26 protein-coding genes are annotated in these 23,806 nt (G+C 39.4%); 17 read left to right on the top strand and 9 right to left on the bottom strand.

The window, feature by feature from the left end; translation table 11 throughout:
* Positions 1-4: 4 nt before the first annotated feature.
* A complete protein-coding gene (bcsR, locus tag RF53_RS11935) occupies positions 5-199 on the bottom strand; it encodes a BcsR/BcsP family cellulose biosynthesis protein (RefSeq protein WP_006791406.1) in 195 nt (64 codons plus the stop codon).
* A 115-nt stretch (positions 200-314) separates the two neighbouring features.
* Here bcsR and bcsE point away from each other — a divergent pair, with 115 nt between their 5' ends.
* The 4 genes from bcsE (at position 315) to tyrR (ending at position 5,416) form a co-directional block, all read left to right on the top strand.
* Complete coding sequence (gene bcsE / locus RF53_RS11940; protein ID WP_039037796.1) at positions 315-1,931, top strand: cellulose biosynthesis protein BcsE; 1,617 nt, start codon at positions 315-317, stop codon at positions 1,929-1,931.
* A 3-nt stretch (positions 1,932-1,934) separates the two neighbouring features.
* Complete coding sequence (locus tag RF53_RS19525; protein WP_167378157.1) at positions 1,935-2,111, top strand: hypothetical protein; 177 nt, start codon at positions 1,935-1,937, stop codon at positions 2,109-2,111.
* Positions 2,108-3,688 carry a cellulose biosynthesis protein BcsG gene (gene bcsG / locus RF53_RS11945; RefSeq protein WP_039037797.1) on the top strand — a complete coding sequence of 527 codons (1,581 nt, stop codon included), beginning with the start codon at positions 2,108-2,110 and terminating at the stop codon, positions 3,686-3,688. Before RF53_RS19525 ends, bcsG begins: the two co-directional genes overlap by 4 nt.
* A gap of 171 nt (positions 3,689-3,859) precedes the next feature.
* A complete protein-coding gene (gene tyrR, locus RF53_RS11950) occupies positions 3,860-5,416 on the top strand; it encodes a transcriptional regulator TyrR (protein WP_006791402.1) in 1,557 nt (518 codons plus the stop codon).
* 25 nt (positions 5,417-5,441) lie between these two features.
* Here tyrR and RF53_RS11955 read toward each other — a convergent pair whose 3' ends face one another.
* Positions 5,442-5,936 carry a hypothetical protein gene (locus RF53_RS11955; protein ID WP_008127581.1) on the bottom strand — a complete coding sequence of 165 codons (495 nt, stop codon included), beginning with the start codon at positions 5,934-5,936 and terminating at the stop codon, positions 5,442-5,444.
* 107 nt (positions 5,937-6,043) lie between these two features.
* Here RF53_RS11955 and RF53_RS11960 point away from each other — a divergent pair, with 107 nt between their 5' ends.
* On the top strand, positions 6,044-6,580 hold the full coding sequence (locus tag RF53_RS11960; protein ID WP_006791400.1) for a thioesterase family protein: 537 nt from the start codon (positions 6,044-6,046) through the stop codon (positions 6,578-6,580).
* 32 nt (positions 6,581-6,612) lie between these two features.
* On the opposite strand, the gene RF53_RS11965 is transcribed toward RF53_RS11960, so the two are convergent.
* Positions 6,613-6,921 carry an EscU/YscU/HrcU family type III secretion system export apparatus switch protein gene (locus tag RF53_RS11965; protein WP_008127583.1) on the bottom strand — a complete coding sequence of 103 codons (309 nt, stop codon included), beginning with the start codon at positions 6,919-6,921 and terminating at the stop codon, positions 6,613-6,615.
* A 2-nt stretch (positions 6,922-6,923) separates the two neighbouring features.
* Complete coding sequence (gene fliK, locus RF53_RS11970) at positions 6,924-9,548, bottom strand: flagellar hook-length control protein FliK (protein WP_039037798.1); 2,625 nt, start codon at positions 9,546-9,548, stop codon at positions 6,924-6,926.
* 113 nt (positions 9,549-9,661) lie between these two features.
* Here fliK and ccmA point away from each other — a divergent pair, with 113 nt between their 5' ends.
* The 10 genes from ccmA to RF53_RS12020 are packed head-to-tail and all read left to right on the top strand — an operon-like array spanning position 9,662 to position 17,385.
* The gene (gene ccmA / locus RF53_RS11975; protein ID WP_096801179.1) at positions 9,662-10,282 is read left to right on the top strand and encodes a cytochrome c biogenesis heme-transporting ATPase CcmA; all 621 of its coding nucleotides are present in this window, start codon (positions 9,662-9,664) and stop codon (positions 10,280-10,282) included.
* Positions 10,282-10,968: a heme exporter protein CcmB gene (gene ccmB, locus RF53_RS11980; protein WP_006791396.1), complete on the top strand. Its 687-nt coding sequence runs from the start codon at positions 10,282-10,284 to the stop codon at positions 10,966-10,968. The genes ccmA and ccmB overlap by 1 nt, the downstream gene beginning before the upstream one ends.
* Positions 10,968-11,705 (top strand): heme ABC transporter permease, encoded by a 738-nt coding sequence (locus RF53_RS11985; RefSeq protein ID WP_008127600.1) that lies wholly within the window; start codon positions 10,968-10,970, stop codon positions 11,703-11,705. The genes ccmB and RF53_RS11985 overlap by 1 nt, the downstream gene beginning before the upstream one ends.
* 2 nt (positions 11,706-11,707) lie before the next feature.
* Positions 11,708-11,911, top strand: coding sequence for a heme exporter protein CcmD (ccmD, locus tag RF53_RS11990; protein WP_039037799.1), 204 nt, complete (start codon positions 11,708-11,710; stop codon positions 11,909-11,911).
* On the top strand, positions 11,908-12,387 hold the full coding sequence (gene ccmE, locus RF53_RS11995) for a cytochrome c maturation protein CcmE (RefSeq protein WP_006791393.1): 480 nt from the start codon (positions 11,908-11,910) through the stop codon (positions 12,385-12,387). The genes ccmD and ccmE overlap by 4 nt, the downstream gene beginning before the upstream one ends.
* A 2-nt stretch (positions 12,388-12,389) precedes the next feature.
* Entirely contained in the window at positions 12,390-14,360 is a 1,971-nt protein-coding gene (locus tag RF53_RS12000) for a heme lyase CcmF/NrfE family subunit (RefSeq protein WP_008127604.1), read from the top strand.
* Positions 14,357-14,926 (top strand): DsbE family thiol:disulfide interchange protein, encoded by a 570-nt coding sequence (locus RF53_RS12005; protein WP_006791390.1) that lies wholly within the window; start codon positions 14,357-14,359, stop codon positions 14,924-14,926. Before RF53_RS12000 ends, RF53_RS12005 begins: the two co-directional genes overlap by 4 nt.
* Positions 14,926-15,387, top strand: a complete 462-nt coding sequence (locus RF53_RS12010) for a cytochrome c-type biogenesis protein (protein WP_008127607.1) — start codon at positions 14,926-14,928, stop codon at positions 15,385-15,387. The genes RF53_RS12005 and RF53_RS12010 overlap by 1 nt, the downstream gene beginning before the upstream one ends.
* Positions 15,388-16,644 carry a c-type cytochrome biogenesis protein CcmI gene (gene ccmI / locus RF53_RS12015; protein WP_039037800.1) on the top strand — a complete coding sequence of 419 codons (1,257 nt, stop codon included), beginning with the start codon at positions 15,388-15,390 and terminating at the stop codon, positions 16,642-16,644.
* 9 nt (positions 16,645-16,653) lie between these two features.
* Positions 16,654-17,385, top strand: coding sequence for an MlaA family lipoprotein (locus RF53_RS12020; RefSeq protein WP_008127611.1), 732 nt, complete (start codon positions 16,654-16,656; stop codon positions 17,383-17,385).
* A gap of 64 nt (positions 17,386-17,449) precedes the next feature.
* On the opposite strand, the gene RF53_RS12025 is transcribed toward RF53_RS12020, so the two are convergent.
* Positions 17,450-18,673 carry an EAL and HDOD domain-containing protein gene (locus RF53_RS12025; RefSeq protein WP_039037801.1) on the bottom strand — a complete coding sequence of 408 codons (1,224 nt, stop codon included), beginning with the start codon at positions 18,671-18,673 and terminating at the stop codon, positions 17,450-17,452.
* A 332-nt stretch (positions 18,674-19,005) separates the two neighbouring features.
* On the opposite strand from RF53_RS12025, the gene putP reads away from it, so the two are divergent.
* Positions 19,006-20,484, top strand: coding sequence for a sodium/proline symporter PutP (gene putP / locus RF53_RS12030; protein ID WP_008127617.1), 1,479 nt, complete (start codon positions 19,006-19,008; stop codon positions 20,482-20,484).
* Positions 20,485-20,555: 71 nt separating this feature from the next.
* On the opposite strand, the gene RF53_RS12035 is transcribed toward putP, so the two are convergent.
* Entirely contained in the window at positions 20,556-20,870 is a 315-nt protein-coding gene (locus RF53_RS12035; RefSeq protein WP_008127619.1) for a YebG family protein, read from the bottom strand.
* Positions 20,871-21,187: 317 nt separating this feature from the next.
* Between RF53_RS12035 and RF53_RS12040 the strand changes: the two genes are divergently transcribed.
* Entirely contained in the window at positions 21,188-21,484 is a 297-nt protein-coding gene (locus RF53_RS12040; protein ID WP_008127623.1) for a ComEA family DNA-binding protein, read from the top strand.
* A 10-nt stretch (positions 21,485-21,494) separates the two neighbouring features.
* Here the strand turns inward: RF53_RS12040 and RF53_RS12045 are convergent, their stop codons facing one another.
* The 3 genes from RF53_RS12045 to RF53_RS12055 form a co-directional block, all read right to left on the bottom strand.
* Positions 21,495-21,797, bottom strand: coding sequence for a hypothetical protein (locus RF53_RS12045; protein ID WP_039037802.1), 303 nt, complete (start codon positions 21,795-21,797; stop codon positions 21,495-21,497).
* A 5-nt stretch (positions 21,798-21,802) separates the two neighbouring features.
* A complete protein-coding gene (dsbB, locus tag RF53_RS12050; RefSeq protein WP_039037803.1) occupies positions 21,803-22,321 on the bottom strand; it encodes a disulfide bond formation protein DsbB in 519 nt (172 codons plus the stop codon).
* Between the two features lie 240 nt (positions 22,322-22,561).
* Positions 22,562-23,533, bottom strand: a complete 972-nt coding sequence (locus RF53_RS12055) for an integron integrase (RefSeq protein ID WP_039037804.1) — start codon at positions 23,531-23,533, stop codon at positions 22,562-22,564.
* Between the last annotated feature and the right edge of the window lie 273 nt (positions 23,534-23,806).

The following is a 23,806-nucleotide window of genomic DNA, read 5'->3' on the forward strand; positions in this document are numbered from 1 at the left end:
TTTTTTATTTTTTTTCTTTAGATGTTTTTAATGCGTCATCAATTTCTTTCAATAGCGCATACTTGTTAATTGTTTTTTGATTTTTTTGTGTATTCATAATTTCTATATAGTCGTCACTTTTCCCACCAAAACGGCGAGCTAGGTTTTCTATGTCACTTGATGTGAGTATTTGTGAGCTTTTTGTAGCTAAATTATTCATTACAACCTTTGTAAGCGTAATATTTATTTTTATTAAAAGTGGACAATATTTGGCTATTATATATAGAATAGCAGGCAAAACTAGTAAAAAAGTATTTTTTTTGAGGGCTTTTTAAGTGCATAACTTTAACATAACGGGTTTAGAGCCGGCTGCAAAAGAGTTAAAATCGGCTTCAAGTTATGCTGTTTTAGCGCCTTTAGATAATTTTGTAATTGAATTTGCTTTACATGCAATTAACCAAAATTGCGCAAACGATATTTACATTGTTTCTCAAGACGTTGAATCTTTTTTTGAGTCGTCATTTTCTGCAGCAATTAATACTGCGTACAAACGTAGTAAAGTTCATCCATTCTCTCTCTCATCTGAGACACAGCATTACTCAATAGAGCGAATAAACAAAGGTATAATTAAAGAGATAGGCGCGTATAAAAAATTAAAAAATGCGCTAGTGTTTATCCACTTCAACACAGAGCTACTTAGTGCAGCAACCGAAGCTAGCACAAAAACAATAATGAACGATTACAGTGAGTTTGCAAAAAAAACAGGGGTTACCTTATTATTTTTGCTATCTGGTCCAGAAGTAACACACTATCGATTTTTAATAAGGCAGCTTAATAAATCTTTTGATGGATTAATTTTTGTAGATAATGATTCCGCTACCCGCGTTTTAGAGTACGATTATTGGCACCACACTACGGGTGTATTTGCTGATATGCAGTTTCAACTGTCGCTTGAAGATAATAAGTTTTTGGTACAAGAGGGAACTGTAAACGATCTAAAAGTATTCAATGGCTCGCATTTTCCAGATGAGGACGATGTCTGGTTAGTGCAAAGCGCGGTGCCAATCGGTACAAAATTGCCTACGCATTATTATACCGCAAAAGACAATAATGAGCTGTTTGACAAAGGCCCCAAATTAAAAGCGGCAACATTGGTGTTTGCTGTTACGCGTTACACAGATTTAGCACTGCTTGGTAAACAGTGCTTTGAACTGAGGAAAAGCTGCGGTCGTTGGTTGAAATTGGTAGTACAAAATGTTGATGGCGTTATTCGCCATCAAGATGAATGTTTATTTTTAACTTTAGGCGTTAACCTTATTTTGTATAGCTTTTCTGAACCTTCGCGATTATTATCTCAAATTCAATCTATTCAAGGGTTTCAATTTTCTAGACCGTTACCGCCATCTGTCGAGCACGTTCTGAAATATACTGAAAATACGTTTTCTAAAGGCTATTTACCTTTTGATGAATTTACGCGCCAAGTAGAGGTTCATAGTGACTCGGCTGTTAATCTGGGTGTTAGCGGCGTGTTGGTTAAGCTTGAGTTATTACCCCGCATAGAGCCCATTCACCCTTTACACTTGTTTCATATTAAGCGTGAAGGGGATGTATTTAGCCTTGCAGATAACACCGTGTATTTGTACTTGCATGCGTGTAGAGAGAACGACGTAAATAATGCAATTAAGCATTTATTCAAGCTACAAACGAGTGACTTTTTTGTGCAGCAAAATGTTATTTCAGATCATTTTCATATACAGCAAGAATGTAAGCAATTAAGGCGGCTTTATAGCGGTAAACAGGTTACTGACTATTCTAAACAGTTAACAGAGAATGATAGCTATAAGTTTGAACCCGGTGTGTCAAAAGGGATTACTGAGTCGTTAGACACCCCTGAGTTTACAAATGATGCGCGCCCCGATGCTGTGTCATTTGTAATGAGGTTAAAGGCTTAACCAATGAGTATTAATCAGCTTTTTATTACCGTTATTTTGGCACTTATAGTCGGTATTGTGCTTTGTATGTCGGCAACTCAAATATTGGCCAGAGTAAAAACATATTATTACAAGCTTACTTTTAAACACGAAGTACTTGAACCTTATACACCGAATAAAAAAAAGAAGGATGAGCAGTGAAATTATCAGGTTTAGGAGCGTGGAATCTTTATTTCTTAGCTAAATTTGCCTTGTTTTATTACGGCGCAATTGATTTTAATGTATTAACCAATGCAGCCCTTGCAGCACTTTTAGCAATCAAATTTAAAAAAGCGATTATTGAAAAGTTAAAACATGTACTTGGTGGTATTTTTGCGATTGTCATACTTTACCAAGACTCTTGGTTGCCCCCAATAAATAGGCTGACAAAGCAAGCTGGTAATGTTCAAGATTTCAGTTTTGGCTATTTTTTTGAACTTTTAGCACGTGTCATCAGTGTAGATATGCTATTGGCATTATTCGTTATTACCGTGTGTTTTTGGTATACATCTCAGTGGCTACGTTTTACAACAATAACAATTGTTGGGCTGCTTTTGATAGGATGGCAAGGAGAGGGTGAACAATCAGGCACAGTAGTAAATGCCTACTCTACAAATACAACAATTAGAAATGAGCCTACTAATCAAGCACAAGTCATCACGCGCGAAAGCCAAACACCTGATCAAAAATTGTCAGACTTTTATCAACAACAAAGCCATTTAATTAGCCATTTTCCTTCGCAAGTTAATGGCGAACTGTTCGATGTCATCGTTTTAAATATTTGTTCAATGGCGATTGATGACTTGAACGCTATTGGCGTTAGTGTTGAAGATATGTTTAATGATTTTGATGTGGTGTTTTCAGATTTTAACTCAGCAACATCATACAGCGGGCCTGCAGCTATTAGGCTTTTACGCGCAAGTTGTGGGCAAACAAGCCAAACGGCTTTATTTAGTGATGCACCAGAGCAATGTTATCTATTTAAAAATTTAGAAAAATTAGGGTATCAAAGCAGCGTTGTGATGAACCACGATGGCCACTTCGATGACTTTAAAGGTTTGGTTAATCGCTTTGGTGGCCTAAACGATAAACCACTTAATATTGATTCACTTCCAGTAGCGCAATACGGCTTTGACGACAGTCCTATTTATTCTGACGGTGCAGTGCTAGATAGTTGGCTTAAAAATGAAGCGCAAGATTGTGAGCCGTGTGCAATGTATTACAACACAACAAGCCTTCACGATGGTAACCAGCTTGCCAATAAAAAACGCATGAATAGCCTTGAAAGTTACCCAATCAGGCACGCTAATTTATTATCTGATATTAAGCGTTTTATTCAAAACCTTGAAAAGCGCGGCCGTAATGTCATGTTAATGATAGTACCCGAACATGGTGCAGCATTAAAAGGTGACAAGGTACAGTTTGCTGGCCTTCGTGAAATACCAAGCCCTACTATTGTATCTGTACCAGCTGCTATTAAATTTATTGGCCCAGACGTTAAAAGCTACTCGCAGATTATGATTAACGAATCGACTAGTTACTTTGCCTTATCTGAAATTGTTGCAAAAACACTTGAGACAAATGTTTTTGGGGGTAATAACAGCATTGCCAATTTAGTTGAAAACTTGCCAAAAGCCCCAAAAGTTGCCGAAAATGCGGGCACAATCATGATGTACGTGAATAAACGACCTTACATACAACTTGATGGCGAAGAATGGTCTGCTTACCCTCAAGGTTAAAAGTAATTTAGCTACGCAGCAGGCTAGCTCTGCTGTGTAGCGTGTTTATGTTGTTATTCTTATGTGTTAATTAAAACGCAGACTTGTCCAAAAATGTTTACAATAAGCTACCTTATCAAAGCGACTTAGCGTATTATTCGGCTAATTTAGTTTTTCCTGCTTTGAGGATGTATGCGTCTAGATATTCACTGTGCTGATCGGATCGGTATAGCCCAAGAAATCCTTAATATTTTAGTTAACTACAGTGTTGATTTAAAAGGCATTGAGGTCGATTCTGTCAATTGCCGTATGTATGTGAGCTTTCCAGAAATAGAGTTTGAGCAGTTTCAAAAAATCATGCCTTCTATCCGTCTGATTGATGGTGTGCATGATGTACGCACTACCGCATTTCTCCCTTCTGAGCGAGAGCATAACGAATTAAATACCTTGTTACGTGCATTACCTGATGGTGTTATTTCTATTGATGCTAAGGGCTGGGTCCGTTTATGCAACGATGCTGCCTGTAAAGACCTGCAGTTAAGTGAAAAAGAAGTTATTGGCGCTAACATAAATAACCTACTAAAGGGCTTTAACTTTACGCGTTGGTTAGAAGGTAAGGAAGTGTTAGGCCAAACGACTCGGGTTGAAGTAGCTGGCGAAGACTTTATTGCAGATATTTTACCAATTGCCGTGCCACAAGGCAGTGAAGGCGATGTTTTAGCTGGTGCGGTTATTAACATTAAGTCGCAAAGCCGTTTAGGTCAGCAAGTTAGTGCATTTAGACGCTACGGACAAGAAAGCTTTGCCACCATTCATAACTTTAGTACTGCTATGCGCCGTGTTGTACGTGAAGCACGAAAAATGGCACAGTTAGAAGCACCCATACTCATCACGGGTGAAACAGGCACAGGTAAAGAGTTACTTGCGCGAGCGTGTCATTATGCGTCAAACCGTTCTGTTAAACCATTTATTGCGCTTTCGTGCGCGTCGTTACCTGATGATGTAGCGGAGTCTGAGCTTTTTGGTTATGCAGGCTACGAAGAAAATGCAGCTCCTAAACGCGGTGTACTAGAGCAAGCTGACGGCGGTACCGTATTTTTAGATGAAGTGGGTGAAATGTCGACCCAGTTACAAACTAAACTTTTGCGCTTTTTACAAGACGGAACGTTTAGAAAAGTAGGCGATGAGAACGAAGTAAAGGTTAATGTTCGTATTGTAGCCGCTACTCAAAAAGACTTGCCCGCAATGGTACAAGAAGGTGTGTTTAGAGAAGACTTGTACTATCGAATTAATGTATTAACTCTCGAAATTGCTCCGTTACGAGACCGCAAAGCCGATGTGGGTCCTCTGGCAGAGCATTTTATCCAAAAATATGCCCAGCAAAATGGCCATGCTATTCCGTTATTATCACAAGAGTGTTTGAGTTTTTTACAAGAATATCCGTGGCCTGGTAATGTTCGCCAACTTGAAAATGCTATTTACCGCGCAGTCTCATTGTTAGATGATAGCGAGTTACGTTTAGAGCATTTACAACTACCTACCTTTACACATGAGTTAGGGTATTTGGAGTCAGACTTTGAAGGCTCGCTTGATCAAGCTGTGAAGCGTTTTGAGGCAACGTTGCTGCGTAAACTTTACCCTGCTTACCCAAGCTCAAGGCAACTAGCTAAACGTTTAGGGCTTAGTCATACCGCAGTGGCAAATAAGTTGCGTGACTACGGTATAAACAGAAAAACCGTTAAGGTTTAGATGACTCTAAAATTAAAACAGGGGACTAGCTTTTAGTCCCCATGTTTTTTGTAACACCATCAATAGCAATCGTTTCTATACCGTCTTCATTAAAGTTAATAACAATACTGGCATTGTTGCGCGTAAAAAAGTAACTACGGTTGTTAAGCTCAATTACATAGTCGCCTTTTACTCGGTCGCTAAACTTTTGTTTTTTTAGTGACACAGTATGCTCACCAATTTGCCAATTAAACCCTTCAATAAAACCATTGTTAAACTCTTGAACCCATACCTGGCTTTCATCTTTTGATAGTGTAATTGCAACTGAGTATGAACTTGGAATACTTTGCATATTGTAGCTTTTAGCGCCAATTTTAAATTGTTCAGCTTTTTGTTGCCAAGCAAAACCAAAGTCAAATTCTTTCTGTATACCCGTTGAGTAGGTAATAGTGCCTTTGCCGGGTAATGAAAAATCAGCTAGCGCTGAATAGCTTGGTACGAGTAATCCAATAAACGTAATTATATGTAGTAGAGGTTTCATAAGCATTTTATTTTTATATATATGAGTAATAAAGAGTAAGGGAGAACATACGTCTTAGCAAGTGCTTGTGATACACTCAGTAAAATTTTGCTGGTAAGACCTTTGTTGTGAACTTATATATTCGACTCCTATTATTATTTTTTAAAATTAAGCGTAATAAACACTATCAAGATTTACTCGATACGGTAGATATTGATTACAAAGCACTTCCTACAGATTGTGATATTAATTTACATTTAACTAATTCGCGCTATTTGGCCATGATGGACTTGTCGCGTACGTGGATGACTGAGCGAGTAGGTTTGCTAAAACAAATAATGAAACGACGTTGGTTTCCTATTGTTAATGCAACAGCTATTACTTACATTCGTGATATTAAACCCATGCAAAAATACACTATTAGCACTAAGTTAGTGGGCTGGGATCATAAGTATTTTTACATCGAGCAGAAATTTCATTCTGATCGTGGTTTGCATGCGATTGCGTACGTACGTGGCGTATTTAAAAGCAAAAAAGGTGTTATAAGTATTGAAGAAATGCTTGAAGTGGCTGGCTTTGAAGGTAAAACCCCTATTTTACCCAGCGAAGTAATGCACTGGAAAGAAATGCTTGAGCAGAAAAAAATGACTAATTTACCAAAGTAAATGAAAAAGGCGCTTTGCGCCTTTTTTCAATTTTAAGCTTTTATATTTAGCTTACCTTGAAAGTCCTGCCACCCTGGTGGGAACTGCCCACGTAATACATACGAAAACGCAATCAGTTCTGCAATCACAAAATAAAGCTCTTTTGGAATTTCTTCACCTAATTCGAGGTGCGATAAGGTTTTAGCTAAATCAGGATCTTCGTGGATCATGATCCCTTTTTGTTTTGCTGCAGCGATTATTTCTTCCGCCAACTCCCCAAACCCCTTAACACTCACTGAAGGCGTGCTTCCTGCTTCGTATAAAAGGCCAATTGCCGACTTGCTCTTAGGGGAATCACTCATAGCTACACCTTAATATTAATAATTGCATGGGATTTATAAAAAGCAGCATGGGTTGCCTCCCCTCGTTTTAGGTTTAGTTCAGCAACTTGTAAGCCGTGTTTAGCCAGTTTTGAGCGCAGGTTATCAAGGTGAGGGTGGGCAATGGCACTCACTTCTTGGCTTGATGCTAATAATTGGCAATCGAGCGACTTGTCCATTAGCTCGGCGGTAATTTGTAGTTGACCGAGATCTGCATAATCAAAATTTAATCTAACAAACCAGACATTTTTAGGCTCTAGTTTATCGGCCGATGGTTTTTTATATTGCCCTAACGTTATTTCTGTTTGTGCCGCTTCTGGGGGTAATTTCATCGGAAGTAAAAACTGTGCCAGCGGGTTACTTTCGGGTTGCTGATTTGGTGTTGAAATACTTACCTGTGTGAGCGTGTTTTTAACCTGAGTAAGCTCTCCAGCAAGCGCTTGCACTTGTGATTGCTGAAGTTGCTCTAGTATTTTTGAACTTGCTTTGCCTGCTTTAAACGTAGGCATAAGTACCTGTAGTAATGCATCAATGCCTGTTTTTGAGTCAAAGGTAATAGGGGCTACAGATTGGTTAATAATAGGCGCCGCCAAAATACTAACCGCTAGCTGCTCAAGCCCTTTGGTAAAGCTACTTTGCAGGGTGTCATGCGTGAGGCTGTGAGGTTGCAGTGTCGCTAATATCTCTCTTTGTACGGCATTCGGGCTAACGTTGCTGCTTGATACCATACGATTAAAAGCTTGATTAACCAGCGCATTGAGGTCAGGTGTTTGCTTAGTCGCTTTAACTTGAATATCGGCTATTTGACTGCTCACTGAAATTTTTTCTTCAGTGAGTTTGTGAGTTGAATTATGCGATGGTGGCAGCTTTAAAAGCGGCGTTAATATTTTAGCTTCAATAGGTTGCAACATTTGGCTTGGTGAGGCAATAGTCGTTGTGTTACTAAATACTGCACTAAATAGGGGGTTACTTGCTGGTATAGAAGCTACAGCACGTGTTTGTTGGGTTGCTGGGCTAGTGGCTTTTAGGATAGGGAGGGTAGCCAGTTTGTTATCTGCATTAGCTTGTTGAGCATGGCTAAGCCCCACTTTTGTAACAGGAAGAGAATTTAACTCTTTAATTGTCGTTTGTTTTTGTAGGTCGTTACTCAAGGTGGGTTGGACTTGCACTGTTTGGTTTTTTAATACTTGCTCTGTATTTTTGGTTGCGGGTTCTGCCTTTATTTGAGTGCTTAACAGTGCACCTGATTGTGTACCTACCTCTGTTTTACTGTGGGCTGAGACTTTTTCGATTGGTGGCTGCTTATTTTCTGGTGTATTTGTTGTATTAGCATTGGGTATATGCAAATGACTACTGATAACTTTGCCACCAGGAGGCTGCCAAACAGCAACATTTGCTTTTATTAGCTGTGTTAACTGCACAATAGGGGGTAATTGAGAGAAATGCTTAGGTAAAATATTAACAAGTTCAGTACTTGGCTTTTGCGCACTATTAGCAACTTGTATACCTGCATTTTCAATTAAATTAATTCTACTTGTTAGTGAGGACGGGGCGATAAACTGTTTTTGTAAGGTGAGTGATGGTGCGATTTGAGTTTTGTTTTCGTTTGCAAACGATTTGTTTTCAAAATAATTTACTGCATCATTGATTCGTGTTTTTAAATCACTAAAACTAGTTTGCAGCCAAGACTTTATAGGGCTATGGCTACTCACCAGCGGACTTACTTTCGTGGTGTTATTGAACTGCGCTGGCGCGGTTTGTAAATTAGCGTGTTGCGCAGTAAGTAATTCATTAAAAGGTTTAGTGAAAGAGTTACTCAGCATCACTTTTACGCTTTGAGCTTGTGTTGTTATTACAAGCTTATCGGCTTGATTTGCAACAGTCACTTTCACGGGCGAGTTAGGCAGTTCAGCAAGCTGCGTGTTTGTTACTTGCGTGGTGAAAGAGCCTGATTTTTGCGGATGCGTTAAAATAGCTAATTTAGGCGTTGCCTGTAGTTGTGCATTGGGTAACAAGCTTGCTAGCATTTTAACTAGCTTTGTTTGGCTTAACGGCTGGGTATGAACGGTATCAGCAAAGCGGTTAATAACATCAATTTGTGCGCCTTTACTGTTGGTACTTATGGCTAGTTTTAAAGGTTGCTCTGTGCTGAGAAGCTGAGCAACATCTTTATTAATGGCAATATTAGCATTGAGCTTATCAATAATTAGCTTTGGTGTAGGCGCTAAAGCAAGCTGAACTGAAAGTGGCTTGCTTTCAACCTCTGCGCCGGTACTAATAAAATTTAATAAGCGTTGTAATTGGGCAGGCTGGTTAAGTTTAATTGTTGCTACATTTGGCAAAATAGATAGCTGCTTTCCGTCTTCGCTTAGTTGAATGCGCGCGCTAGCAATTTTATCTAAAGATTGAGGGGCATTGCTTGTGCCTAGTCTGAGCGTTTGCCATTGCTTATTAACCAGCACTTCTAGCGTGATAGAGTCTTTTGAAAATTGAATGTTTTTAGCCGCAAGTACTTCACTTGGTAATTGTGGTAACTCATTGGTTTGGTTATTAGTTGATGAATTGATAACCAATGAATTGGATAATGTTATTTGCGTTGGCGTATTCATTATTTTAAATCAAGTTTTCTCTATTTTAAGTGAATCGATTTTAAAGCAATATTCGTATTACCCTATCATTATGGTAGACTAACGCCTAATTTTTGGCAGAGAGAATCGTCATCTTGTTACACATTAAGTCCGTCTCCTGCATCAAGCAAGAACGTTGTTTGTTTGCGGACCTTAATTTTAGCCTTAAAAGCGGTCAAATCATGCAATTAGCGGGTCCTAATGGGGCTGGTAAAACATCGTTATTGCGTATCATCGCTGGCTTTTCTGCGCCTGATGAAGGCGAGGTTTTGTATCAAGAACGCTCAATAAATAAATACTATGAAGAGTTCGCCCACGACTTACTTTTTATAGGCCATAAAACGGGTGTTAACATTCAGCTGAGCGCTGTTGAAAATGTACGCTTTTGGTTACGTATCAACGGTTATTCAAATGAGCCTGACCTTTACCCAATTTTAGCAAAACTAGGCTTGGTCGGTCTTGAAGATGTGCCAGTTAGAATGCTGTCGGCAGGCCAGCAACGACGAGTTGCATTAGTTAGACTTTGGCTAAGTGACGCAAATTTATGGGTACTAGATGAGCCATTTACTGCGCTCGATAAAAGCGGTGTTGCGTTTTTGCAGCAGCGGTTTACTCAACATTTAGATAATAATGGCGCCATATTATTAACTACCCACCAAGACCTAACTGCTCACTTTAGTGATTTACAAACAATCACATTGGAGTACCGCCACTGATGACTCGTCAACACTCTTATTGGTTACTATTCAGTGCGGTTTTTACTAAAGATATAAAGCTTGCCTTTCGCCAGCGAGCTGAAATTGTAAACCCAATATTGTTTTTTTTAATTGTTATTTCTTTGTTTCCGTTAGCAATAGGTCCTGAGCCCGGTCTGCTTGCTAGAATGGCGCCCGGTATCATTTGGGTTGCAGCTTTACTCTCTACCATGTTGGGTTTAGATAAACTGTTTAGAGATGACTTTAATGATGGGTCTCTTGAGCAGTTAATTGCCTCATCGTACCCATTGTCACTTACAGTGCTTGCAAAAGTGGCTGCACATTGGGTTGTGACGGGGTTGCCCCTTGTATTAATGACACCGTTATTCGCGTTATTACTTAATTTAGATAGTAATGCGCTGGTGGCCACTGTTTTAACGTTATTATTGGGTACACCGTTATTAAGTTTTATTGGTGCAATAGGTGCTGGGCTTACTGTTGGGCTACAAAAAGGGGGTATTTTGATGAGTTTACTCGTACTGCCTTTGTATATTCCTGTTCTAATTTTTGCAACGTCGGCTATCGATACCAGTGTTATGTCGCTGGATTATAGCGGGCAACTTGCCATCCTTGGTGCTATGTTAGTCATCGCTATTATTAGCGCACCAATCGCCATATCGTCAGCTTTAAAAGTGAGTATAAGTTAATGTGGAAGTGGTTACATCCCTATGCTAAAGCAGAGCGTGCATACCAGTTATGCAATACGTTACTGCCTTATTTTGCCGTAGTTACGGTTGTTAGTATGCTCGTTGGTTGGGTGTGGGGGCTTGGTTTTGCACCTGCCGATTACCAACAAAAAGACAGCTACCGTATCATTTTTATTCACGTTCCTTCTGCCATTTTATCAATGGGAGCATATTCCTCTATGGCCATTGCCGCCATTGTTGCGCTTGTATGGCAACTCAGAAACGCAGAACTTGCCGTTATAGCAATTGCACCAGTTGGCGCATGTATGACTGCAATAGCACTTATAACAGGGGCTGCATGGGGTAAACCTATGTGGGGCGCTTGGTGGGTGTGGGATGCACGACTCACATCGGAGCTTATTTTATTATTTTTATATTTGGGCGTAATTTCGTTATACCACGCTTTTGAAGATAAAAAATCAGCGGGCCGTGCTGCATCTATCTTAGCGATTGTAGGGGTGATCAATTTACCAATCATTCACTTTTCGGTTGAGTGGTGGAACACCCTCCATCAGGGAGCCAGCATCACTAAATTTAATACCAATGCGGTTGACCCAAGCATGTTTTGGCCATTAATGGTAAATATTTTAGCCTTTGCAGCGTTTGTTGGCACAGTCACTTTAATTCGTCTTAAAAATGAAATTTTGCAACGTGAAAAGCATCGCCCATGGGTGCGCCAGTTGCTTAATAGGGGGTAATTATGCAGTTTGACTCTTTTTCTGATTTTATTGCAATGGGAGGCTATGGATTTTATGTATGGCTTTCATTTGGCACATGCGCACTTATTCTACTGGGTATTTTAGTGAGCTCTTTAAGAGATAATAAGCATATTATGGCTTCAGTAGAGCAACAGATTGTGCGTGAAGAGCGTATAAAACAAGCCAAGCAGGAGCAAGCATCATGAACCCTAGACGTAAAAAACGCTTATTAGTGATTGTTGCTATTTTATTTGGTTTGGGTTCTGCCATAGGTTTAGTGCTTTATGCTTTACAAGAAAACATAAACTTATTTTATACCCCAAGCGAATTGATTGATGGCAAAGGCCCAAACAAAGAAAAACCTTTTATTGGTCAAAAGCTTCGTATTGGCGGCATGGTAGTCCCAGGATCTGTTGAAAGAAACGAGCAAAGCTTAGAAGTGAGTTTTAAATTAATTGATACAGGTCCATTAGTGACTGTGAAATATCAGGGGATATTGCCTGATCTGTTTCGTGAGGGGCAGGGTATTGTTGCGCAAGGTGTTTTAATTGAGCCTAATGTCATTGAAGCGTTTGAAGTACTGGCCAAGCATGATGAAGAATACATGCCTGCAGAAGTTGCTGAAGCGGTTAAAGGTATTAAGCATGAAAAACCAAAATACAACTTAGATAGTGGTAATTAGCTATGATCCCAGAAATTGGTTATTTTTCTTTAACGCTTGCCATGGTGCTGAGCGTTTTATTATGTATTTTTCCACTTTGGGGCGCGCATACAGGTAATCTTCGCTTAATGCGTGCTGCCCCCTCTTTAGCTATTGGTCAGTTTGCGTTTGTATTAATTTCGTTTGCTGCACTTATTTACGCAAGTTTAACTGACGACTTTACCGTATCTTATGTGGCGTATCATTCGAGTAGCACACTGCCATGGTATTACAAAATAACATCGACTTGGGGCGGCCATGAAGGAGCAATATTGCTTTGGTTAGTGATGCAAGCAGGTTGGACTGCTGTTGTTGCTGCTCGCTCAAAGTCATTACCTTGGGTTCTACGTGCCCGTGTTTTAGGCGTGCTTGGTTTTTTAGGTGTTGGTTTCATGATGTATACCTTACTATTATCAAGCCCATTTGAACGTTTACTTCCTTATTTTCCGGTAGAAGGGCGAGATTTGAATCCGCTTTTACAAGACCCCGGTATGATCATTCACCCGCCATTACTTTACATGGGTTATGTTGGGCTATCGGTTGCTTTTTCGTTTGCTATTGCAGCACTGTTAACAGGTAAGCTTGATAACACGTGGGCTAAATGGTCACGTCCGTGGACAATGACCGCGTGGGGCTTTTTAAGTTTAGGTATTACTATTGGCAGTTGGTGGGCTTATGCAGAGCTTGGCTGGGGTGGCTGGTGGTTTTGGGATCCAGTAGAAAACGCGTCGCTTATGCCTTGGCTTGTTGCAACCGCTTTACTTCATTCGCTAAGCGTGACAGAAAAGCGCGGCATTTTTAAATCGTGGACCGTATTACTGGCAATTGCAGCATTTTCGTTAAGCTTGCTGGGAACGTTTATTGTGCGTTCAGGTATTATTGTATCAGTTCATGCGTTTGCAACTGATCCCGACAGGGGCCTGTTTATACTCGCCTTTTTAGGAATAGTTGTTGGCGGTGGTTTAGCGCTTTATGCATTACGCGTATCGCAAGTTCATAGCGAAGGACGCTACAAATTTGTATCGCGCGAAGTGGCACTGTGGCTAAACAATATCTTTTTAGTTGTGGCGACCTTAATTGTATTATTGGGTACTTTATTGCCTATGGTGCACAAAGAAATGGGCTTAGGCAGTATTTCTATAGGTGAACCGTTCTTTAATAAAATGTTTGCAATACTACTTGTGCCATTTGCTATTTTAATGGGCATTGGTCCTTTTTTACGCTGGAAGCAAAACAAATGGGCGTTTTTGCAAAATAAAATTGTTGTAGGTATTTTGGCCAGTGTGGCGATTACTTGTGTATGGTTGTTCTCAGCTTACGACGAAGTGACACCACTTACGCTATTAGCAACAACGCTGGGTGTGTGGGTTGCTGTTTCAACCTTGATTGACATTTACACTAAGGCCGCAGTGCATGGCACATTAAAAGAAGGGTTAAAACGCTTAGGTGTTAGTTATTGGGCAATGGTGCTAGGCCACATTGGTATGGCATTTGTTATTGCGGGCGTTGCGTTAACCTCTGCGTACTCTGTTGAGCGTGATGTATCGATGAAGCAGGGCGATATAGTGCAGCTTAATCAATACAACTATCGCTTTGAAGGCGTTAAAACAATTCGTGGACCTAATTACAGTGGCCATGCTGGTGTTGTTACGGTGCTAAAAAACGATGATGTAGTCACTCGTTTGTACGCCGAAAAACGTAAATACGATATTGGCATGCAATTTATGACAGAAGCTGCCATTGATGCTGGCTTCACACGTGATTTATACCTTGCTCTAGGCGAGCAATTAAGCCAAGGGGCTTGGTCTCTGCGCATATACCACAAGCCGTTTGTGCGTTGGTTATGGATTGGAGGTGTATTAATTTCACTTGCAGGGTTCATGATTTTGTTTGATAAACGTTACCGTACATCTGCAAAAACAGCTCGAAAAGCAGCAGCGGAGAGTGTGTTATGAACCGTAAATTGTTAGCCATAGCGCCCCTTTTAGTATTTGCTTTTGTGTGTGTGTTTTTATACCAAGGTTTATTTGCAAACCCACGCGAAATACAAACTGGGCGAATAGGCCATGAAATGCCTGCTTTTACGCTTCCTGATTTAATGCAAGACAACAAGCAATGGACCAACGAAGCGTTAAAAGGCGAGGTATATTTACTAAATGTATGGGGCACTTGGTGCCCAACTTGTTTAGCTGAGCTGGGCTACTTAACAAAGCTGCGAGAGCAAGGCGTTAAAATTATTGGCTTGTATTATGTGCAAGGTTACGACGCCGACTTTGATGGTCCGTTTGACATGCAAGCACTACGTACTGAAGTACAAGATATGCTTGAGCGTGCGGGTAACCCTTATCAGTTTAATATTTTGGATTTACATCGAACGCTGTCGTTAGATTTGGGTGTGTCGGGTGCGCCAGAAACATTTTTAATCGATAAAAACGGCACTATTTTGCTACACCATACCGGTGATATTAATCCGCGAGTATGGCGTTCTAAATTTGCACCTATGATGCAGGAGCTAAAATAATGAAGTGGCTATTGTTTTCACTCAGCCTTTTACTGACTACGAGTGCATTAGCGCAAACTGATCGCTACGTATTTGATACCGACGAGCAAGCAGTTCGTTTTGAAGAGCTTACAAAAGAACTTCGTTGCCCTAAGTGTCAAAATCAAAACATTGCTGATTCAGACGCTATTGTTGCCAAAGACCTACGTGAAAGAGTGGTAGAGCTAGTTAAAGAAGGCAACACAAAAGATGAAGTAATTGACTACATGATTGACCGCTATGGTTACTTTGTTCATTACGACCCACCTGTGACCCCTGCAACACTGGTGCTTTGGGTATTGCCGGTATTAATTGTTATTGTTGGGTTTGGTTTTATTGTCATTCGTCAGCGTAAAGCGTCTGTAAAGCAGACTTGGAGCAACCAAGATGAAGTACTTTTAAATAAGCTAATTGAACAAAATAAACGTCAGGAGCAAAGTTAAATGATTTTAATGTGGGCGTGTTTTGCTTTACTCACACTGATTGCACTGGCGTTTGTTATGCTGCCTTTTTTACAAAAAGAGCGTGTTAAAACAATTACTCACAACGCAAATGCCGAGCTTATAAGTATTTACGAACAACGTTTGGTTGATTTAAAAACCGATTTAGATAATCAACGTATAGATGATGCTAACTATTCTGAATCGATAGTTGAACTAAAACGCCGTTTGCTTAATGAGCTTTCACCAGAAAAATCATTAATTAGCAAAGGTAACAACCGTATTTTTGCCCTGACAGGCGGCGCATTTGTTATTGCACTAAGCGGTATTTTTTACAGTTTAACGGGTAGTCAACAGCAAATTTCAGCATGGCACGATGCCATGGATAACCTGACCGAATACGGCGAGCGCGCTGTGATGCAAAAAGGCGAGCAGCTTACTCAAAACGAGCTACAAGCATTTGCACTGGCGTTACGCACCAAGTTAAGCCGTTCAGGCGATGACGAAATGGCATGGATGTTACTTGGTCGTGTTGCCATGTCACTGAATGAATTTGATATGGCTCAGCAATCATTTGATAAAGCACTGCGCATGAACCCTGATAATAAACAGGTGTTAATAAGTTACAGCCAAATTTTGTTACTTGAAGGCAGCGAAGCGAATATGACGCGTGCAGCGGGTATGTTGTCTAAAGTATTAAATGCAGAACCGACTAACTTAGATGCTATTTCGTTATTAGCGCTCATTGCTTACGAGCGAAAAGACTGGCCTCAAGCTAAAGCCGCCTTTGAAGTATTGCTAGCCAGTATGGAAAAAAATGATTCTCGCTATGGTTTAATATCTCAGCGTATTGCAGATATTGAACTGCAAATGCAAATGCAAAGCGAAGGCTCGGTAATGCCAGTAACTAAAGCCAACAGTATTGCTGTTACCGTTAATGTTGCCAGTGAGCTTATAAATAAACTGCCTGAAAAGGGGACTTTATTTGTATTTGCAAAAGCGGCAAATGGTTCGCCAATGCCGATTGCTGCTGTAAAACTCACTTCATATTCATTCCCTGTAACAGTTGAGTTAAACGACAGCACTGCCATGGTTGAAGGTATGAACTTGTCTAGCGCAGAAGATATTATTATATCGGCGCGTATTTCGCTTGATGATTCTGTTATGCCAAGTTCAGGCGAATTAGAAGGGCATTCTGGCTCATTAAAGCGTGAAAGTGTAAGTGAATACCAACTTAAAATAGATACATTAATACCTTAAGGACGAAAAATGTTAAGACAAAGTTTAGCTTTTTTAAGCTTTTTGATACTGGCCGGTTGTGCGCAAGTACCAGAAAGTAAAGTTGATGAAAGAGATCCACTGCAAAGTATTAACCGTCCGTTGTATGACTTTAATATGGATGTTTTAGACGCTTACATACTTCGCCCAGCAGCGGTTGGTTATGTTGCTGTGACTCCTGTGCCTGTGCGTCAAAGCATTGTTCACTTCACTGATAACCTAACGGCACCGGTTGATATGGTAAATGCTGGGCTACAGGGTAAACCGGGTAACGCAAGTGTAAGCCTTGCGCGCTTTTTAGTGAATTCTACCGTGGGCATTTTTGGTATTTTTGATGTTGCTAGCTCGCTTGGTTTAAATCGAGTAGATGAAGATTTTGGCCAAACAATGGGTGTGTGGGGCATTGGTGATGGTGCATACTTAATGCTACCTGCAATGGGGCCTACTACAGCAAGAAACTTAACCGGTGACGTAGTAGACAACTTTGTTCTGCCTGAAATTGCCTTAACTACGCCACAAACGGTGCTAGTATTTGCGTTAAAAGCGGTAGAAGCGCGTGCTTCATTAATGGCGCAAGAAGGGCTTTTAAATGACTCACTTGACCCGTATTTATTTGTAAAAGATATTTATTTTCAGCGTCAGTTATTCGAACTTTACGATGGTAACCCGCCAATTAAAGAAGAGCCTGCCGACTTTGATGAAGACTTTTTAGAAAGTTTATAAGCCAAATCAAAATAAAAACGCCAGCTTAATGCTGGCGTTTTTATAGAATAATGCTTTGCAAGTATTAGGTATTAACCATCAAACTCATCTGCTCGTTCACCCAACTAAGTGCCTCGTGATACGCATCAGGTACTTTATCGGCAATATTAAGTGCTGTTGAAATATCGTTTGCTTGTGACCAATCAGCCTTTTCGTAATGTTTAACAAGGTTTAAGTATTGCGCTAATAACCCCTCGTTATCTAACAGAGCTGCCTTAATATCGTTAGACAAAGGAAGCTTTTGCATCACACTTTGCATACTTTCATCTAAAATGGCATCCATTAACGACATCATACCGGTTAAAAATGCCATGCCGGTGTCTTTCATTTGGCCATGTGAAATAGCTAACAGCTCACAAAAGCGAGCGCGTGTAAGTGATAGCCTAATTAACTCTACCGGTTTATCAGCCGATACTTGTGCAGCAAATAACAAAGAGAGAAGTTTTTTGATCTCTTGAGCACCTAAAACAATAAGTGCTTGTTTTATAGTGCTTATTTCAGCTCGTCGTGCAAAGGCTGCTGAGTTTGAGTATCTAAGTAGTTTGTAAGACAGGTTTACATCACGTTCAAACACATCGGTGATTTTTTTTAGGTCCATCTCTACGCTTGACGTTTGGTAAAGTAATTCTGCAAGTGCCATTTCTGATGGTGGTAACGCTTTACTTTGCACCATTTCTGGTTTTGAAAAGAAAAACCCTTGAAAATAATCAAAGCCAAGCTCTAACGCTAAGCTATATGCTTCGTAGGTTTCTACTTTTTCAGCTAAAAGCTTTATATGAGGGTGCGCCTTTAGCTCTTTTATAATGGTTTTTATTGTTGCTAAATCACACGTTAAAAAGTCGATTTTAATAATATCGATAAACGGATAAAAGTGGCGCCATACCGGCTGGTGAATGTAATCATCGAGCGCGATGGTATAGCCTTTGTCTTTGAGGTCTTTAACAATCGCAAGTAAACGTTTACCTGGTTGAATTGTCTCAAGTATTTCTACAACAATGGTGTCTTTACCCAACAGGGTAGGGTAACCCTTAAGTAAGGTTTCTAGTGTAAAGTTAATATAAGCGGGTTTGTTATCGGTTAAGTCTTCTAAACCAAAGTTAAACTGACTGCCTTCAATTAAGCGTGTAGTTGCTTCGTCACCATCTATATTGGGAAATACATTATCTACGCCATCACGAAATAAAAGCTCATAACCAATAAGCTCTTTATCACGATTTAAAATAGGTTGGCGCGCAGCATAAAAATACATAAAAAAATCCGTGTCAGTCGAGTCAGTCGCTATTGTAATAATATATTAGAAAACATACAAAATAGCATGCTGTATATTTTACTAAATAATAAAATATCATTATTAAATAAAAGCGTTTGGCTATTTTTTTGCGTGTAAAAAAGTTTTTTTAGCAATTGTTTTCAACATGATTATTTTTAAACTAAGAAAATACAACAAATAGAGATTTTTGTTACAAGCATGATATAGTCCGAAGGAATGCTTTTATCCTAATAGTGACTTTATTATAAAATTTTAAGAGTCAATATTCGGATCAAAAGCCTGCTACTTTTAATTGTTTTATGGAGGCGAATTTGGAAACAGGAATGATCATTTCATTGTCACTATATTTTGTTGTTATGTTAGGTATTGGTTTATATGCCTATAAGCAGTCAACAAGTGATGTTTCTGGTTATATGCTGGGTGGTAGAAACTTGTCGCCAAGTGTTGCAGCACTCTCAGCGGGTGCTTCAGATATGAGTGGCTGGATTTTAATGGGGTTACCTGGCGCCATGTTTGTTACTGGCTTAAGTAGCACATGGATTGCATTTGGCTTAATTGCCGGTGCATGGTTAAACTACTTTTTAGTCGCGCCGCGTTTAAGGGTTTACACTGAAAAAGCGAATGACTCTATTACCATCCCTGATTACTTTTCTAACCGATTTAACGATGAATCAAATTTACTCCGTGTTGTGTCGGCTGTTGTAATTATTGTGTTCTTCACACTGTATACCTCTTCAGGTGTTGTTGCCGGTGGTAAACTATTTGAAAGCTCATTTGGCTTAAGCTACGAAATGGGGCTATACATCACAACGGGTGTTGTTGTTTTGTATACACTCTTTGGCGGCTTTTTAGCGGTTAGCTTAACTGACTTCGTGCAAGGCTGTATTATGTTTATTGCACTTATTTTAGTACCCGCTGTAGCTTACTCTTTATTAGAGCAACCACTGCAGTCAACCCTAAACAGTGTTAATCCAGACATGCTAAGTTGGATAGGCGCAGGGTCTGCGCTAGGTATTATTTCAGCAATGGCGTGGGGCTTGGGTTACTTTGGTCAACCACATATCATTGTTCGCTTTATGTCGGTGCGCAGTGTTAAAGATATGCCAACAGCACGTCGTATTGGTATGTCTTGGATGATTGTTGCTGCAATTGGTGCGGTAGGTACGGGTATTTTTGGTGCAGCATACACTTATGAAAACAATATAGTTGTGGATGATCCTGAAACTATATTCTTGATCCTGTCAGAGCTGTTGTTTCATCCACTTATTGCTGGCTTTTTACTTGCGGCAATATTAGCTGCAATAATGAGTACAATTTCATCTCAGCTATTAGTAAGCTCAAGCTCACTAACTGAAGATTTTTACAAAACATTTTTACGTAAAGAAGCCAGTGACGCAGAGCTTGTACTAGTAGGGCGCATTAGTGTGTCTATTGTTGCAATACTTGCTATTTACCTCGCATACGATAGAGACAGTTCTATTTTAGACTTAGTGAGTAATGCATGGGCTGGCTTTGGTGCTGCATTTGGCCCGCTTGTATTGTTTAGCCTTTACTGGAAACGTATGAACTTTGCGGGTGCGCTTTCAGGTATGGTTGTGGGTGCAGTTACTGTTTTACTATGGATTTACGGCCCATTCACAATCAACGGTGAAAGTTTAAGTAGCGTAATGTACGAAATTGTCCCAGGCTTTATACTTGCAAGTATTGCTATTGTAGTTGTAAGTTTAGCAACCAATGAGCCTAACTCAGATATAACAACGTTATTTGATGAAGTTGAAAAAGAGCTTTAATTAATATTCGTTTTTATAAAAGCTATAAAAAAGGGAGCAACTAAGTTGCTCCCTTTTTATTTGCAAAATGTTTAGCTTGCTTGTTTAGCGTTGTTATCGTCAATAGATGCAACGTTATCTGATTTTTTATTTTTACTTGCCGCTTTAGTCGTAGGCTCTTTGGCACCTTTAAGTACCGACATAAAGTCGTCTTTACTTTTTGCTATTTCTAACGCAAGCGATTCTATTTGTTGCTCACTCAATGGCACGTCTACTTTTTCTAGCATCAGCTCAAGTGATTCTGCTATGTCTAGCATTTTGTCATAGGCATCAGCTTCTTTCTTAGTAGTAAACGTCATACGCTCGACTCCGTTTCGTTCTACAACATATTTAACAACAACAGCCATGATTTCTCCTGCAAACTTGCTTGGCACTGTGGTTTATAAAAAACCATAAGATTACTGTTTTTATATACAGTAAAGGTTTGCAAGTAAATATGCAAGCGCAGAGTTATAATTTTTAAGTGTCTTAAATTTGACAAAAAACGGTAACTTAACTTTATTTAATATATCACTTGGTTGTACCAGCTGCATTTTAAGGATTTCGGATAAAAGTGATAATGCATTTAGGTACTTCCAAAGTGGCTAGCCTCGCGTTTGTCATTTATGGTCTTCCCTAATAATTAAAATAAATATGTTCTAAAATGGACAATAAGGACGAATAAATGAAGATATTTAAACTTTTACTTATAGCAAGTTTGCTAAGTATCCTACCCATTACTACCTCTTACGCGCAATTACCTGAAGTGAGCAAATCTATGGCTCCCATCGAAGCGGTAAGTATTAATGATGCAGATGCAAAAATGTTGGCTAAACTTCCTGGAATTGGTAAAAAGAAAGCACAAGCAATAGTAAATTACCGAGATGAAAATGGTTCATTTACAAGCCTTGAGGACTTAGCCAAAGTGAAGGGGATTGGCAAAAAAGTAATGGGTAAGTTAGAAGGAAAAGTTAAACTTTAGCAAAAGGGCGCTAAGCGCCCTTTTCATGTTGTTGTAGTGCTTCGTTTAAGTTTTTTCTGGCAAAATTTATATCGACCGGAGCGGTTAATAACGGATAAAAAAGCCCACCGATTATTAAAAAGGGAATGATTATCCAACCTTCAAAAAGTGTAAATATTAAAAATAACGGGCTTAATAGCAATATTTTTATAATACGCAGTAATACACGGTCGGTAGGTGACAGCATTGATAAAGACCGTGCTATAACAAGCTGTCTCTCGCGTATTTTTAAATGTTGCAACTGTTTAAGTTGACTAGAAAAAAAGGTAAACATAATTATTAAACCGTTCTTTTTAGTATTAAGCGACTACCTAATACAATAAAAAATGTTAGAGCAAATAGCCCAAAAATAATTTCCATCCAAGCCGGCATACTGAGCGATAAAAACTCCCAATCTATGTTACCGCAATCGCCAGTGGCTTCAAAAAAGCTCGGTATCCATTCATGCAGCGGCATAAACGATGGAAAGTTAGGCTCAAACTCGCAGCTAAACGCAAACGGATCTGTTGTCGTTTGCATATCTATGTGCTCACGGGCAATTAAATACCCCCAAATGCTCGATACTCCCCAAGCAATGTAAGCAACTATACGCATTATTTTACTTTGTGGATTAATTGACCCAACAATACCCGCGCCAAGTAATCCTAATACCGCGGTTCGTTGATAAATACACATAATGCAAGGCGCTAACCCCATTTTATATTGAAAAAACAATGCGGTTACTTCTAGCATAAAAACAATCGCAGTGAATAAAAGCCAAGGTGTTCGTTGAGTAGATAATTGCGCAAGCCAGTTCATAAAAAGTCCGCTAATAAATAAGGCGTTAGATTATGACGCACGAAAAAGTACGCGGCAACAAAAAGAGGTATATAAAAAGTTTTATTGTTACCCTGCAAAAAATGTCCCTGCACTCTAAAAGGCTATATTGAAATACTCGGTGATATGTTTTTATGCATATTGTGGTTTTGATGGATTTACATTCTTACTACTGGAAAATATGTGTTTTGTCCATTTGTTTGCTTCATGGCGGGTTTTACGCTAGAAAATTTTGCTTAATGGGCTAACAACACCGTTTGCCCCTTGCTGTAAAACATGAGTGTAAATCTGTGTGGTTTTAACATCTGTATGACCTAACTGAGCTTGCACCGTTCTTATATCGGCTCCACCTTGTAACAAGTGTGTTGTAAAAGAATGACGAAAGTTATGAGGCGTCACAATCTTTGTAATATTGGTTTGCTTTAATGCCTTTTTAACCGCTTTTCTAACACATGTAGGATGGAAGTGATGACGCCGTATCTCGCCAGTTTCTGGATCACTACTTAATTTATAGGAAGGAAATAAATATTGCCACGCGAGTGATTTGTTAGCTGACGGATACTTACGAGCTAAAGCGTTTGGCATCCATACGCCTGCGTATTGTTCGTTTTGTAAATCTAATTGCAAATATTCTTCAACTTGCATTATTTGATTTCTAAGTAACGGGAGTAACTCAGTTGCAAGTGTAACAATACGATGCTTATTGCCTTTCCCGTTCCAAATTTGAATACATTTATAATCAAAATCAATGTCTTTTACTCGCAGTTGCACAGCTTCCATCACTCGCAGGCCGCTACCATACATCAACCCCACGATTAAGTAATATCGCTTAGATAGATGAATCATCAATTGTTTGACCTCATCGGGTATCATTACAACAGGTAATTTGGGTTGTCGTTTACTTCGAGCAAAGTTCAAGTGTAACGAAAGTTCATTTTTGACAATATGTTTATATAAAAAAGCTAGCGCATTTAAAGCTGCACTTTGTGTTTTAGCTGACATGTTACGTTTTAATACAATATGGTCCAAAAACGCTTCGACTTCTGAATTTCCCATTGAGCTTGGGTGGCGTTTGTTGTGAAAGTGAATAAAGTTTGTGATCCAACTCAAATAAGCATTAATAGTTCTTAGTGAATACTGTCGAGTGAGCATATAGTCCGCAATGTAATTTAAATACGCAGAGCGAGTTTTCATTTTCAATCCATTGAATTTATACTGTGTGTATATACAGTTATAGCTCAGTCGCTCGCATAGTCAAGAAAACGACCCAGTCGCTCGTTTTATACTGAGAAGAAAACGCGCATGTATGAATTTTAATAACACTGGCAATTAGTTGGCAAGTTTGTTAAAAATAAACCAATAAGAAAACGAGTTACGCTATGGTAGAAATACGCGCGATTAGCTCGCTATAAACATGTTATAAGCCATGATGATCGAATTAGTTTTAGCCTCAACTTTAGTGTCATT

Origin of the sequence: Pseudoalteromonas sp. ECSMB14103, assembly GCF_000813065.1 — a bacterium.
GTDB classification, from domain to species: domain Bacteria; phylum Pseudomonadota; class Gammaproteobacteria; order Enterobacterales; family Alteromonadaceae; genus Pseudoalteromonas; species Pseudoalteromonas marina.